This is a genomic window from Heyndrickxia sp. MSNUG, from assembly GCF_049532715.1.
Lineage (GTDB): Bacteria > Bacillota > Bacilli > Bacillales > Cytobacillaceae > Mesobacillus.
Genome location: NZ_CP150978.1, coordinates 2,790,169 through 2,804,670, shown reverse-complemented (window position 1 = coordinate 2,804,670; position 14,502 = coordinate 2,790,169). Strand labels below are relative to the sequence as shown.

The window sequence follows — 14,502 nt, the reverse complement described above, 5'->3', positions numbered from 1 at the left end:
GTCGGCATGCTTTTATTAAGTTTAATCATTGCGCATTTAATAGCGGATTTTTACCTGCAGACAGATAACATGGTGAATGACAAACTGAAGAATATTAAAAAACACTTGTTTCACCATTTAATTGTTAATGCTGCCGTCCTGTCATTAGCATGGTATTTGAATGAACAAGGGACTGACCCTTTAACAGCAATCATTTGGCCAGTTCTTTTCATAACAGGTACTCATTTTTTTATTGACCTGCTTAAAATTAAGCTTGTAGATCAATATACCAACAGTGAAAACTTAAATAAATTATGGTTTTTTGGGATTGACCAGCTATTGCATCTGGTGATGATTTTAATAGCTTTACAGTTATTTTATAAAATCCCGCTAGTTTCAATTTTTGATAGACTTTCAGAACTCCTTATGGGAGAAGGGGGCGAGATTGGGGAGCTAAACACAATTTTGTTCCTTGTGATCATCTTAATTTTAGGAACCACAGTGAGTGGACATATCATCAGGATTCTGCTCGGATCCCTGCCAGGCCAGCTTCTAACTTTTGAGGGGAAATATACGTTTAAAAATGACCTGAAGGAAAGCGATTACCTTAAAAACAGCAATGGAGAAAGAGGGCTGTCTGAACAATACAGTTATATGATTTTCAACAAACATGACTTATCGCGTGGGAAGCTGATTGGTTATATAGAACGCCTGCTCGTCATCCTTCTTACATATTATGCTTCTTATCCCGCAATCGCCTTCATCGTGACAGCCAAATCAATCGCACGTTTCAAGCAGATGGATGACCGCGACTGGGCGGAATATTTTCTGCTTGGAACATTAACATCGATGTTTCTGGGAATTGTATTTGGAATCCTTTTAAGAGAAGTACTTAATTAGGAATAAATGAATGGCAGCCATTTTGGGATGCCATTTTATTTAATGGGTAAAGGGTATATGTGGATTGAAAAATGGAGTGATTAACGATGAATCTTGTTCTTTTTCAAAGAGATATACGAATATTTGATCATCAGCCATTGGCAGAAGCAGCCAAAATCGGGGAGGTTTTGCCTTTATACGTGGTTGAACCTTCTGTTTGGAGTGAAACCGAGCTCTCTGCCCGTCATTTTCAATTTGTCCTTGAAAGCCTGGAAGAGTTGTCAGTGCAAATCCAGGAACTCGGAGGAGAGTTGTTTTTTGCATTTAGTGAAATGGAGGCTGTGCTATCGGAACTGCTGAACAAATATGGATCGCTCACATTGTTTGCCCATAGCCAAACGATTTTAAGAAGCCGCATCAGCCAATGGGTTGATGAAAATAACCAGAAATTGTTCACCTATGGTATGGAATTTGAAAATGTTTCAGAAAAGGGATTTAAAAGCCGGTGGACAGACAATCTTAAGAAACCGATTATCGATGTTCCAAAAAGGATACAGAAACCTACATGTATACCTGAACTTCTTTTTACTGATATTAAAAGGTTCCGAAACTTTAAGATGAATGGCAGCAAGATTCGTTTTGGTCAACAGGGTGGTGAAATAAAAGCAATAGAAACGCTGGAATCATTTCTGGAGAATCGATTTGCGAATTATATCATCAACCACAACAAACCTCTGCCATCATCCTTATCATCCAGCAGGCTCTCGGCATATCTGACATGGGGAAATATTTCAGAGCGGATGATTTATCAAAAGACCATTGAACGGCTTCAAACTTGCAGTGATGAAGAAAAGCGCCAGTTTGAAGAGTTCTTATCAAAGCTGTATGCCCGTGCAAAAATTATTCAATTTGCAAAAGAATATCCGGTAAGTGCAGAAATGAGCGCAATCAAGAAAACATGGAATGAAGAATGGTACAAACGCTGGTCAGATGGGAAAACGGGAATCCCGATAATAGATGCAGCGATGAGGAGTGTCTATAAAACCGGCTGGTTAAATTTCAATTTAAGGGCAATGGTCATTTCTTTTATCTGCAATACATTGCAGCTGGACTGCCGAAAACCTTCAATAGCATTGGCTGAGTTGTTTTTGGATTACGAGCCGGAGATTCACAACTTTTATGTACAAAAGCAAGCTGGTTTTTTTGAACAGCATAAAGTGAAATGGATTAACCCAATAAAATTCGGAAAACAACACGATCCCGACGGAGCATTCATTCGCAGATATGTTACTGAATTAAATAATGTACCTGCTGAATTCATACATGAACCGTGGCTATACCCAGGCTTTTACAAGCTAGAGTATCAAACACCCATGGTGGATGCAGTAAAAATGAACAAGAATGCCAAGCTCCAGTTTGAGAAGAAAATAAACAATGAAAGTGCTGCCCTGGCACCAAAAAAGGCTGGAGAAACAGAACAGCTATCCTTTGATTTATAAAATATTTTTATGCTTGAATGAACCATCCATGAAACACAAGATCTATTATCAATAAAAGCTAATGACATTTAACATGATGACTCTGCTTCTTCAATTTCTTTCCTGCTTACCTTGAGGTAGGTAAATGACACCCCGATGAGAGTGATCAGTCCACCGAACAGCGTCGTCATTGTCGGTTCTTCACCGAGCCATATCCAAGCGATGATGAACGAAGCAGCAGGCGTTAAATACAATGAGCTTGCTGCTTCAGAAGCTCGGGATTTAGCTGTAATGTAAGCTAAAGCGAAATATGGGATCACAGTAGGGAATAATCCAAGGTATATGGCGCTTGCCGTTGCCCCGACAGGAGCCTCAGCCAGCTGTGCCCCCAAACCTGGTGTGTATACGAGCATGAGAAGAGTCGCAGCCCATATCGTATAGGCTGTAAAAGGAAGCGCCCCGTATTTATTTAAGAACTCTTTTTGTAATACAAAATAAAGTGATTCGGATAGAGAAGCTATCAAAATCAACATGACACCTAAACCGAGCTCCAGCTCTCCGCCTGAGCCCAGGTAAATAAGGAGAATCCCAGCTATGCTGATGAAAGCTCCCAGCCAATACATCTTACCGGTTCGCTCCTTAAAAAAAATCCTTCCTAATAAACCAATAAAGACTGGTGATGTAGAAATGAGCAGGCTTGCAGCTCCTGCACTGACAGACTTTTCACCAATATTAAGAGCAGTCTGATAGACCGCAAATCCAAGAAATCCAAATAAAAAAATAATAGGCCAATCTTTTAATTCTGGTAATTTCATTTTTGTCTTTCCGGCATAAACCACAAGGGCAATGGAACCAACCAGAAGCCTTAGAAGCGACAAATGTTCAGGTGAATATCCTTCTAGACCATGCCGTATACCGGCGAATGCTGAACCCCAAAAGAGAATAATCAGCGCATGTGCAGCCATAATTTTTATATTCAAGCGACATCACCTCTATAAAAACCATCCAATTTAAACCTGTATCAGGTTATTTCTTTCAAATATAAACGGGTCTTGGTAAAATGTATCCAACCAATCAGGAAGTATAAAAACCAACCAATTACCTTTAAAAATGAACGGAGCCTTTAGATGAAAGCACCAAAATATCAAATGATTATCAATTATATAAAAGACCAAATAATGAATGGAACTTGGCCAGTTGGAAGCAGGCTTCCCAGCCAGCGTGAACTTGCTAAGCAATTTGAAGTAAACAGAAGCACGGTTGTTACGGCGCTTGATGAACTTACTGCTGAAGGGTTGGTTGAAGGGAAGCTCGGAGCAGGAACAATTGTAGTAAACAATACCTGGACTCTCATGCGTTCAAATGCCCCTGTGAACTGGAATGAACAGGTCAAGCTTGGCACCCATCAGGCAAGCTTGGGCACTGTCCAGGCTATTAATCTTGCTGAATCGGATGAGAACATGATTCAGCTGAGCAAGGGAGAGCTTTCAAAGGATCTTTTTCCGCTTGAAGAAATGAAGGAAGTAATCTCGAAGGTTGGCAAGGAACTTATGCCTTTCGGCTATGAAGATCCAAAAGGAAATCCCGCTCTTAGAGAAGCAATAAGCAATTACCTGAAACCAAAAGGTATCGAAGCGCCGCCATCCTCCATTCTTGTTGTATCAGGTGCATTGCAGGCATTGCACCTCATATCAATAGGTTTATTGCAGAGGGAATCAACTGTATTTCTCGAAAATCCTTCCTATATTTATTCATTATCGACCTTCCAATCGGCTGGCATGAAGCTGCAGGGAATCCCCATGGATCAGGAGGGGATAGTGCCTAATTTGATTCAAGCATCGAGGGACCATAGGAAATCCGTGCTATACTGCCATCCGACTTTTCATAATCCGACCGGTGCTTTGATGGGAGATGCCAGGAGACAAGAACTGATCCAGGTCGCGGAAAAGGTTCAGCTTCCGATCATTGAGGATGATGTATATGGTGATCTATGGCTTGATTCACCGCCCCCGCCGCCAATCAAGTCATATGACAAACACGGAAATGTCTTATATATTGGAAGTCTGTCTAAGAGTCTTAATCCCGGTTTAAGGATTGGATGGATTGCAGGGCCTCAGGGAGTTATTGACAGGCTGGCTGACTTGAAGATGCAAACGGATTATGGCTCAAGTTCCCTTTCACAAAAAGTTGCTGCAGAATGGCTGTCAAGCGGGAAATATGACCGACATTTAATAAACGTGAGAAAGCAGTTAAGAGAGCGGAGAGATGCGGTACTTGCTGCTGTTGCAACTCATTTAGGACGTTACGCGGATTGGGAGGCCCCTAAAGGCGGCTTCTTCATCTGGATTAAAATGAATCCTGAAATATCGTTAGCGGATTTATATAGAAAAGCTTTTGCAAAGGGGGTCCTCATTAATCCGGGAAGAATTTATGCCACACAGAAACTCCAGCATTTCAGGCTGTCATTCGCAAATGCTCCTGTGGCTGATATTGTAAAAGGAATCGCGATATTAGAATCAATTATCGAAGACTGCTAAAATAGAAGGGGTCATTCGAGACTTGTAGGTAAGTATGATTCAAGGTAATTGATACAAGTAAAATTTAAAGGCTTCATAAAAGAATAATGCTAGGGTTGATATAGAATCATTAATCTATTTAATACTTTGGCTGAGTAAACGCCCAATGTTGTTTTTTAAAACTGTTGATTTTAGTGGAAGGCGCGAAGACTCCTCCGAAGCATTTCCATCGTGCGTGGTCAGATTCAAGGATGATATTCAGTGTCCTGCAGGCTCAGCGCCAGCCCTGCGGAAAGCGAAGCGCATGGAATGAAAATCAACAGTCTTGTTTAACAGAGCTAATACTTTAAATGCTATCTTTATTGCAATAACTCTGGGCTCTGTTAAGAATCTGAACGGTAAAAGAAAACAATAACTGAGAGGAACAGAGAGAATATGAAATTAGTATCATGGAATGTGAATGGAATCCGCGCCTGTTCGGGCAAAGGGTTTTTGGATTATTTTAAAGAGGCAGATGCTGACCTTTTTAGTATCCAGGAAACGAAACTTCAAGAAGGCCAGATTAATCTCGAATTAGAGGGATATCATCAGTTTTGGAACTACGCAGAGAAAAAAGGCTATTCCGGTACAGCTATTTTTACAAAGAAAAAGCCTATAGCGGTCAGATACGGAATTGGGTCTGCTGAATATGATTGCGAAGGCCGTGCGATCACACTTGAATTTGAGCAGTTTTTCCTTGTGAATGTCTACACACCAAATTCACAGCGTGATCTTGCCCGTCTTGGCTACCGATTGGCTTGGGAAGACAAACTCCGGGAATACCTTTTGGAATTGGACGGTAATAAACCTGTCATCCTGTGCGGCGATTTGAATGTGGCGCATAATGAAATAGATCTGAAAAACCCTAAACCCAACCGCGGGAATTCAGGGTTTACGGACGAGGAACGGAGCAAGATGACAGAGCTGCTGAGCAATGGTTTTGTTGATTCGTTCCGCCATTTATATCCTGAAGCAGAAGGAGTGTATACATGGTGGTCATATATGAACAAGGTAAGGGAAAGAAATATTGGCTGGCGCATTGACTACTTTATTATATCTGAAAGGCTTGCCCCTGAAATCATAGATGCCGGGGTTGAATGTTTTGTTATGGGAAGTGACCATTGCCCGGTCACTCTTGATCTGAATATAAATGATTAATTGTATCCCCTGGTTGTTTATCCAGGGGAATTTTTTTATATATAATGTTAATGCGGCCATAAGTATAGCCTATTTAAAGTATGATAAATTGCTTATTTTAAAAGAATTTGAGAATTAATAAAACCTTTTCTTTTGATTTTTCATTAAATGTTATATACTATAAATTAATAAGGATAACACATTTAAAAATTCCTTGATAATGTTACATCATTATTATTGGAGGTAAGTTGGTGGTGAGTTCTATTAAACTAACAAAACGGCAGGAAGAAATCGTTCAAATCGTCAAGGAAGATGGTCCAATTACAGGGGAACAGATAGCAGAAAAGCTGAAGTTGACTCGGGCTACGCTAAGACCTGACCTTGCCATATTGACAATGGCTGGCAGTTTAGAGGCAAGGCCGAGAGTGGGCTATTTTTTTAACAAAGATAAAGAGAAACAATTCAAAGCTACAGCCTTTCTTGATCTGAAGGTCAATGATTATAAAGGTCACCCAATTGTCGTGCAAAAATCAGCCTCAGTTTATGATGCTATTGTCCAGATGTTCCTTGAGGATGTGGGTACGCTTTACGCGGTAGATTCAGATGGATGCCTGGCTGGAGTTATTTCAAGGAAGGATTTGCTCAGGGCGGCCATCGGAAACAAGAACCTGGAGGATCTTCCTGTAAGCGTCATCATGACAAGAATGCCAAATATCATTACTGTAAAACCGGAGGAGACAATGCTCCAGGCAGCTAAGAAGCTTGTCCTGAACCGAATTGATTCACTCCCTGTCGTCCGTGAACTCAAAGAAAAACCAGATACATATGAAGTCATCGGACGGATTACAAAAACCACGATTACAAAGATTTACTTAGAAATAGTAGAGCAAAAATCTGTCTAGGAAGTGAGCGCGTTTTGGATATGAAGGAAGTTGTCTATGTAGTTTCCGATTCAGTCGGAGAAACAGCAGAATTTGTAGTAAAAGCTGTTGCTACACAATTTAATGGCGGCCAGGTTGATATACGGAGGAATTCGTACGTTGAGGACGAAGAGGACATTGAGGATGTGATCATGGTTGCGAAACAAGGGCACTCCATCATTGCATACACGATTGTCGTGCCGGCGTTAAAGGCTTATCTCGATAAGAGGGCACAGGAAGAGGGCATTTATGCTGTTGACTTGTTGAATCCGCTCATGAATGCTTTTGAAAAAAAGTTCAACAAAGAGCCTAACCATCGCCCAGGAATGATGAGAAAGCTTGATGATGACTATTTCCGCAGGATCGAAGCGATCGAATTCGCTGTTAAATACGATGACGGAAGGGATCCACGTGGAATACTCCGTGCGGATATCGTTTTAGTGGGCGTTTCCCGCACATCAAAAACTCCGCTTTCCATGTACCTTGCTCATAAACGATTCAAGGTAGCAAATGTTCCGATTGTCCCTGAAGTAAAGCCTCCAGATGAGCTTTTTCAGGTCCCGAGAAGCAAATGCGTTGGCTTGATTATCTCTCCTGATAAATTAAATGAGATAAGAACAGAGCGGCTTAAGGCCCTGGGATTAGGATCGAGGGCGAATTATGCCAGCTATGAACGGATACTAGAAGAATTGGATTATGCAGAGAAAATCATGAAGCGTGTTGGCTGCCCGGTTATCAACGTTTCCAATAAGGCAATCGAAGAAACAGCCGGTTTAATTCTCGATATTCTAAAAAGTGAGAGGAGTTTTACTTAATGTCTAAATTTGTTTATCTCTTTAATGAAGGAAACAGCGGCATGAAAGAAATTCTTGGAGGCAAGGGTGCTAACCTGGCGGAAATGACTCGAATCGGGCTTCCAGTCCCTTTCGGATTCACGATTTCAACTGAAGCCTGTAACGCGTATTATGATGCAGGCAAAACAATTACTGCTGAAGTCCAGGCTCAAGTGCTTGAGGCACTTGGAGAACTTGAAGAGAAAACAGGCAAGAAGCTAGGCAATCCCCAAAATCCTCTGCTTGTATCCGTGCGCTCAGGTGCTGTATTTTCAATGCCAGGCATGATGGATACCATCCTTAACCTCGGAATGAATGATGAAACGGTTGAGGGAATGGCTAAGCTTACAAATAATCCACGTTTTGCTTATGATTCTTACCGCCGCTTTATTCAGATGTTCAGTGATGTTGTGCTGGATGTTGATGTATTTTTCTTTGAACGTCTGCTAGAGGAAACCAGGGAAGCTAAAGGCTATAGTTCCGATCCTGAAATGACGGCAGAAGACTGGAAGGAAGTCATCCAAGGCTATAAAAATATCGTGACAAAGCATACAAGGAAGCCTTTCCCGCAGGATCCAAAAGAGCAATTATTCCTTTCAATCAATGCAGTATTTGATTCATGGAACAATCAGCGAGCAATTGTTTACCGCCGCTTGAACAAGATCCCTTCTCATTTAGGAACAGCAGTAAATATCCAGAGCATGGTTTTTGGAAACATGGGTGACGATTCCGGAACAGGAGTTGCATTCACAAGGGACCCATCTACTGGTGAACATATTCTTTATGGTGAATACTTAATCAATGCACAAGGAGAGGATGTTGTTGCGGGTATCCGTACTCCACAGCCGATCCAGACATTAAAGGATGAAATGCCTGCGGTTTACCAGCAGTTTGTAGATACTTGCAAAGTACTTGAACAACATTATGCAGATATGCAGGATATCGAATTCACAGTAGAGCGCGGTGAATTATTCATTCTTCAAACCCGAACTGGAAAAAGAACTGCACAGGCAGCAATCCGTATTGCTGCAGAACTAGTTGAAGAAGGCATTATTGATAAAAAAGCAGCGCTGCTTCGCGTTGATCCTGAACAGCTTGATCAGCTACTACACCGCAGGATTGATGAAAACTTTGAACGGAAACAGCTCGCAAAAGGGCTGCCTGCTTCACCTGGTGCTGCTACTGGAAAGGTCGTATTCGATGCGGATGAAGCTGAGCTGCTATCAAATGATGGCCAAAAGGTCATTTTAGTTCGTCCGGAGACAACTCCTGATGATATCCACGGTATCATTGCTGCCCAGGCTGTGGTTACAAGCCGCGGCGGCATGACCAGCCATGCTGCTGTTGTTGCCCGCGGTATGGGGAAAGCGTGTATCTGCGGATGTGAAGCTATGAAGATTGATCTTCACGAGAAGAAATTCCGCGTTGGTGAGGTTGTGGTTAACCACGGCGATATCATCACGATCGACGGCGGAACAGGAGAAATCATGCTTGGTGAGATTTCGATGATTGAACCTGAACTTTCTGATGAATTCCAGCTTCTTCTTTCATGGGCGGATGAAGAGCGCAAGATTGGTGTCCGCGCAAATGCGGATAATCCAGAAGATGCAGGAAAGGCGCTTGAATTCGGAGCTGGGGGAATTGGATTATGCCGTACTGAACATATGTTCATGGATGCAACTAGGGTGCCGATTGTCCAGAAAATGATCCTTGCTGAAAATTATGAAGAGCGAACTAAAGCCTTGGATGAGCTTCTGCCAATGCAACAAGAAGATTTTGAAGGTATCCTTGAAGTTATGCAGGGACTGCCAGTGACAATTCGCTTGCTTGATCCGCCTCTTCATGAGTTCTTGCCTGATAAAGAAGAACTAATCGTTGAAATTACCAGGCTGCAAATCCTTGACCCGCAGTCTAAAGAGCTGAAGGAAAAGGAAGCATTGTTAAAGAAAGTCCGTCAATTGGATGAATTCAATCCGATGCTTGGCCACCGCGGCTGCCGACTTGGCATGATCCATCCGGAAATCTATGAAATGCAGGCAAGGGCAATCTTTTACGCAGTGGCGAAGTTAGCTGACAAAGGCATTGAAGTCCAGCCAGAGATCATGATTCCACTCGTAGGCCATGTAAATGAACTTAAGGAAATGCGTGTTCTGGTTAATGCAGCAGCTCAAAGTATTAAAGAAGAAACAGGAAAGAATTTTGAATATACAGTAGGTACGATGATTGAAATTCCACGAGCTGCATTGACTGCTGACCAAATTGCTGAAGAGGCAGATTTCTTCTCCTTTGGTACAAATGATTTAACACAGACAACGTTTGGTTACAGCCGTGATGATGCAGAAGGTAAATTCCTGCAGGCATACATCGAACAAAAAGTTTTGCCTGAAAATCCATTTGCGGTGCTTGATCGTGAAGGAGTCGGCAAATTGGTTGAAACTGGCGTAAACCTTGGCCGTAAAACAAAACCTGGTCTGAAAACCGGAATCTGTGGTGAGCATGGCGGCGAAAAGAGTTCAATTGAATTCTGTTATAACGCAGGGCTTGACTATGTAAGCTGTTCACCATATCGTGTGCCTCTAGCCCGATTAGCAGCAGCACAAGCTACAATCCGCCATGGGCAAAGCACGGAGAAGGTTGCAGTATCAACAAAATAAAAACCAGTAAATAGCGTTACTTTTATAGGTATAATTTTCTTTTCCTGTATCATCAAATTGAGGGTGTCCCAAAAAGTATCTTGGGGCACCCTTTCGTTGTAATTGAAAAGAGTCGCTTGATTTCCAATGAAGATACTCACTTTCGCATTGATTGTAGCTTTTCGAACAAGTATGAGTTTCCGCATTGTTTAAGGTAACTGGGCTTTTTCGAGGAGGCTTCTGAACAAAATTCACATTAAAACTCGTAAAAATCCACGTGCTGGTTTTTACTTTCGTTGAGAAAGCAACAAAGTTCATGCTAAGAGCCAAATTAACAGATACAAAAAGTAAAAATTAAATTAAACAGAACCGAGTCATTAATAAATCTGATTAGTGTCAAAAAAAAGTGCACTGAAAGAAAAATGTCATAGGAATAAGTCAAGGAGCATAATATTTTAGGATGAGAAAGAATTGCTCCAGGGCAACGTGGTAAGAAGCCTCTGATATTAAACTAATCACCTTATTAATAGGTAAACGGTGGAAAACAGGGTATACTATGTATATGAATGAAATCCTTAGGTCTTCTGGTGTAACGACTAACCATGAGAAGGCGTGAGACCAAAACCAGAAAGGATGAGGAAAATGATCGTTAAACTTTATCAGGCAAAAGCGGGCGATGGCAATACGAAAAAGGGATTAAGGAGAACCCAGTCATATTTCACAACGCCGCAGGATGCTGTTTCAGAAGCGCTGGCTTTAAAAGAAAGAATGGATTCTAAATATGCAAATGAAATCGAATGGGATTACAAGAGTGATTTTACTGGAACTTCGGATAAAATGAAAATCCTCAAGGGATATTTAAATGGAAATCGGGAAAGTACAGCATTTTATCTTGAAATTCTTTGCTTGGAAAATACAGAAAAAATTAAGCCTGTTTCACCGATTAAGCCGAAGAGCGTAACGAAAGAGGATAAGAAAGTATTAAATCGGGTCGTAAAAATGTTGAAGGTAAAGAACGCATAAGCACAATTATTCAGGCATGTCCTTTAACTCAGTGAATAATGGAAATCAAGGGGATCGCACAATAATTTGTGCGGCCTCTTTTTTGCGGATCTTTGGGAAACATTGCATTGTACTAAGAAGGAAATGATGGTTTCATGATTTTTAGAGCATGATACTTTAAATGTACCTTTTCAATAAACCAATAAACCAATCAATTACCGTAAGTTGTCATTATTAGCACGCTGCAAATTATTAATTCTATTCAATCAAGGGGCTTACATATGGACCAAATCGATACTATTTATCAGCTGTCAGTTGAACATACAAAAAACAAGGTAAAGGAAGATCTTGAGAAATTTCTTGGTGAGCATGAATATCCCCCTTCATTTAAGGAGTATCTGGAGGAAAGAAAAACTTATATCAGCCACATTTGGCTGAATGTCTGGCTTACTAAATCAACGAATGACTTTTCAAAGCGCGATAAGAAGGCATTTTTAAGTGAGAGAGGGTTTGTTGTCGAGGGTGTTGACCGCAAGCTGATCAATAAGCTTTTCAGAAATGAGATGAGGGACTACAATCCTTTTAATGTTTTTACCTGGATCGAGTCTGCTTTCGACAATCAAACATGGGACGAATTGCACGAAAAAGCCAGAAAAAATTTTTGAAAAAAGAAGCAGAAGAACAGCTCCTTGAGGAGAAGGCACTTATTCGTGAGAAAATCAGTCAGAATGCCAGAGTTACACTGGAAAAGTATCAGGAAATCTCTTACCTAAAGATCAGGTACCATATTGCAAAAGATTTATTCCATATTTTCAAAGAAAACCCTAAATACAAGGATATCGATACATTTATGCTTGAACAGAAATTGACAGAAGAGGGTTCATTTCAACCAGATGATTACAGCGTTTTAGCAGATTTCTTCGATGAATTGACCGGCCAGATCCATCAGACCACACATTGGGGAAGACATTATTTTGAATATGAAACGTACGAGTATTACTTTGAAAAAGAGGTAATTAAGTTTTTTGAGGATATTGGCTCTCAACAAGTACTGCTAGGTCTTCCAGCAGATATAATGAGTGATTATGAGAAAACGGTAGATGATAAGCTTTCAAAGGAAGAGTTAAAAAGGATTATCCGCGATATGTTGCTAGCATATACAGATGGTTATCTGTATAAACTGCATGAAGAATACATTAGTGATCTTTTAGGTTTAGCAGAAACTCCTTTTGATGAAATGATCCATCGTGAGATTTATGAAAGGGATCTTGAAGCTAGGATACGCATGAAAGAAGAAGAAGAGGCTGAACGAAAGCGGAAAAAAGAAGAAGAGGCAAGAATGCTTGAAGATATTTTCGGCCGGGAATACAATCCTTCACTTCGGAGGAATGTCCGGTATATCCTTCATATCGGGGAAACCAACACAGGGAAGACACATCACGCACTTGAAAGAATGAAAGAAGCAAAAAGCGGATTATATTTGGCGCCGCTTAGGCTTCTGGCTCTTGAGGTGTATGAAAAACTGAACACTGAAGGAGTTCCATGCTCTCTGAAAACAGGTGAAGAAGAGAAGCCTGTCGAGGGAGCTGCACATATTTCCTGCACCGTTGAAATGTTTCACGAAAAGGATTTTTATCATGTTGTAGTGATCGATGAATCTCAGATGATTGCCGATAAGGACCGCGGATTTTCCTGGTATAAGGCAATTACTAAAGCCAATGCGGAAGAAGTTCATATTATTGGCAGCATGAACATAAAAAGCATTATGATGGAGCTGCTTGAAGATAATTTAATGGAGATTTATGAGTATTCACGAGACATTCCTCTCCAGGTGGAGAACAAGGAGTTTAGCCTGAACTATACGAAAAAAGGTGATGCACTAGTTTGTTTTTCACGAAGGCAAGTACTGGAAAACGCATCGAAATTACAAAATAGCGGCAGGCAGGTCAGCATGATTTATGGCAGCATGCCCCCTGAGACGAGAAAGAAGCAAATGGAGCGTTTTGTAAAAGGGGAAACGATTGTGATAGTGGCGACCGATGCAATAGGAATGGGGCTTAACTTGCCAATCAGGAGAATTGTGTTTTTAGAAAATGAGAAATTTGATGGAACAAGAAGAAGGCGCCTAACATCACAGGAAGTGAAGCAAATAGCAGGCAGGGCTGGAAGAAAAGGAATTTATGATGTAGGAAAAGTTGCATTTACGTCGGATATCAATATAATGGCAAAGCTTCTTGAAAAAGGGGATGAGCCTGTTGCAATATTTTCAATAGCACCGACATCAGGAATCTTTGAAAGGTTTCAAAAATATCACCGCTCTCTTGCAGTTTTCTTTGAACTATGGGACCAATTCGAAAGTCCAAAGGGAACAAAAAAAGCCTCTCTTTCAGAAGAGCGAGAACTGTATGAGTATGTGAGAGACACTGAAATTGAAGCAAGACTGCCTATGATGGATCTGTATGGTTTCCTGCACCTGCCATTCTCATCAAGAGAGCCGGCGCTAATTGATCAATGGCTGGAAACAATCAAGGCAATCGTAGCAGATACAGAGCTGCCAGAACCCGTAATCAAAACTGCAAGCCTTGAGGAGCTCGAGCTATCCTATAAAGCGATTGGCCTCCATCTATTGTTCTTATATAAGCTTGGCCGCAAAACGGAAGCTGTTTACTGGGAAAGGCTTCGTACTGGGTTAAGTGATGATGTTCACGAATTTCTAAAGACTGAGGTCAAAAACTATAAAAAGAAGTGCAGGCACTGTGGTAAGGGAATCCATGTAGAATCTCCTTATCAGATATGCGATGCCTGCCATTCTGCAAGATTCAGGAATCGTTCAGATGGACGCGATCGATGGAGATAATTAGCGTTACTCAGGGTCCCTAAAATAAGGACCCTGTTTTTTGTGTATTATTGCAGAAATCTGTGTTAGGTTCAATCTGTAAAAGCTTTTGACAGGAAATAATTCCTGTATTTTTAATTTTTCAGTGTGTAGTTTTGTACCTCACGTTATAATTTAGCAAAGTATATGGTAAGTGCTCCGCCAAATTTGTAATAAATACAATCTTGATTACCATATGATGATTATAGAG

General features: G+C 41.0%; 11 protein-coding genes. 10 read left to right on the top strand and 1 reads right to left on the bottom strand.

What is annotated here, in order from left to right:
• Positions 1-6 precede the first annotated feature (6 nt).
• Together AABM38_RS14010 and AABM38_RS14005 are read left to right on the top strand one after the other, a co-directional pair.
• On the top strand, positions 7-879 hold the full coding sequence (locus AABM38_RS14010) for a DUF3307 domain-containing protein (protein ID WP_423406989.1): 873 nt from the start codon (positions 7-9) through the stop codon (positions 877-879).
• 86 nt (positions 880-965) lie between these two features.
• Positions 966-2,357, top strand: a complete 1,392-nt coding sequence (locus AABM38_RS14005) for an FAD-binding domain-containing protein (protein ID WP_423406988.1) — start codon at positions 966-968, stop codon at positions 2,355-2,357.
• A 68-nt stretch (positions 2,358-2,425) separates the two neighbouring features.
• On the opposite strand, the gene AABM38_RS14000 is transcribed toward AABM38_RS14005, so the two are convergent.
• The gene (locus AABM38_RS14000) at positions 2,426-3,301 is read right to left on the bottom strand and encodes a DMT family transporter (RefSeq protein WP_423410739.1); all 876 of its coding nucleotides are present in this window, start codon (positions 3,299-3,301) and stop codon (positions 2,426-2,428) included.
• Positions 3,302-3,463: 162 nt separating this feature from the next.
• On the opposite strand from AABM38_RS14000, the gene AABM38_RS13995 reads away from it, so the two are divergent.
• The 8 genes from AABM38_RS13995 to AABM38_RS13960 all read left to right on the top strand — a co-directional run bounded on the left by AABM38_RS13995 (position 3,464) and on the right by AABM38_RS13960 (position 14,273).
• Positions 3,464-4,873: a PLP-dependent aminotransferase family protein gene (locus AABM38_RS13995; RefSeq protein WP_423406987.1), complete on the top strand. Its 1,410-nt coding sequence runs from the start codon at positions 3,464-3,466 to the stop codon at positions 4,871-4,873.
• Positions 4,874-5,287: 414 nt separating this feature from the next.
• Positions 5,288-6,049 carry an exodeoxyribonuclease III gene (locus tag AABM38_RS13990; protein ID WP_423406986.1) on the top strand — a complete coding sequence of 254 codons (762 nt, stop codon included), beginning with the start codon at positions 5,288-5,290 and terminating at the stop codon, positions 6,047-6,049.
• A gap of 233 nt (positions 6,050-6,282) precedes the next feature.
• Positions 6,283-6,930, top strand: a complete 648-nt coding sequence (locus AABM38_RS13985; RefSeq protein ID WP_423406985.1) for a helix-turn-helix transcriptional regulator — start codon at positions 6,283-6,285, stop codon at positions 6,928-6,930.
• A gap of 14 nt (positions 6,931-6,944) precedes the next feature.
• Positions 6,945-7,763, top strand: a complete 819-nt coding sequence (locus AABM38_RS13980; protein WP_423406984.1) for a pyruvate, water dikinase regulatory protein — start codon at positions 6,945-6,947, stop codon at positions 7,761-7,763.
• The gene (gene ppdK, locus AABM38_RS13975) at positions 7,763-10,435 is read left to right on the top strand and encodes a pyruvate, phosphate dikinase (protein ID WP_423406983.1); all 2,673 of its coding nucleotides are present in this window, start codon (positions 7,763-7,765) and stop codon (positions 10,433-10,435) included. Before AABM38_RS13980 ends, ppdK begins: the two co-directional genes overlap by 1 nt.
• 621 nt (positions 10,436-11,056) lie before the next feature.
• Positions 11,057-11,437 (top strand): hypothetical protein, encoded by a 381-nt coding sequence (locus AABM38_RS13970; protein ID WP_335376185.1) that lies wholly within the window; start codon positions 11,057-11,059, stop codon positions 11,435-11,437.
• Positions 11,438-11,697: 260 nt separating this feature from the next.
• A complete protein-coding gene (locus AABM38_RS13965) occupies positions 11,698-12,081 on the top strand; it encodes a hypothetical protein (protein WP_423406982.1) in 384 nt (127 codons plus the stop codon).
• Positions 12,078-14,273: a helicase-related protein gene (locus tag AABM38_RS13960; protein WP_423406981.1), complete on the top strand. Its 2,196-nt coding sequence runs from the start codon at positions 12,078-12,080 to the stop codon at positions 14,271-14,273. Before AABM38_RS13965 ends, AABM38_RS13960 begins: the two co-directional genes overlap by 4 nt.
• The last annotated feature ends 229 nt before the right edge of the window (positions 14,274-14,502 follow it).

Coding starts and splice junctions, on each gene's coding strand:
- AABM38_RS14010 (WP_423406989.1), top strand. CDS start 7: ATGCTTTTATTAAGTTTAATCATTGCGCATTTAATAGCGGATTTTTAC.
- AABM38_RS14005 (WP_423406988.1), top strand. CDS start 966: ATGAATCTTGTTCTTTTTCAAAGAGATATACGAATATTTGATCATCAG.
- AABM38_RS14000 (WP_423410739.1), bottom strand. CDS start 3,301: ATGGCTGCACATGCGCTGATTATTCTCTTTTGGGGTTCAGCATTCGCC.
- AABM38_RS13995 (WP_423406987.1), top strand. CDS start 3,464: ATGAAAGCACCAAAATATCAAATGATTATCAATTATATAAAAGACCAA.
- AABM38_RS13990 (WP_423406986.1), top strand. CDS start 5,288: ATGAAATTAGTATCATGGAATGTGAATGGAATCCGCGCCTGTTCGGGC.
- ppdK (WP_423406983.1), top strand. CDS start 7,763: ATGTCTAAATTTGTTTATCTCTTTAATGAAGGAAACAGCGGCATGAAA.
- AABM38_RS13970 (WP_335376185.1), top strand. CDS start 11,057: ATGATCGTTAAACTTTATCAGGCAAAAGCGGGCGATGGCAATACGAAA.
- AABM38_RS13965 (WP_423406982.1), top strand. CDS start 11,698: ATGGACCAAATCGATACTATTTATCAGCTGTCAGTTGAACATACAAAA.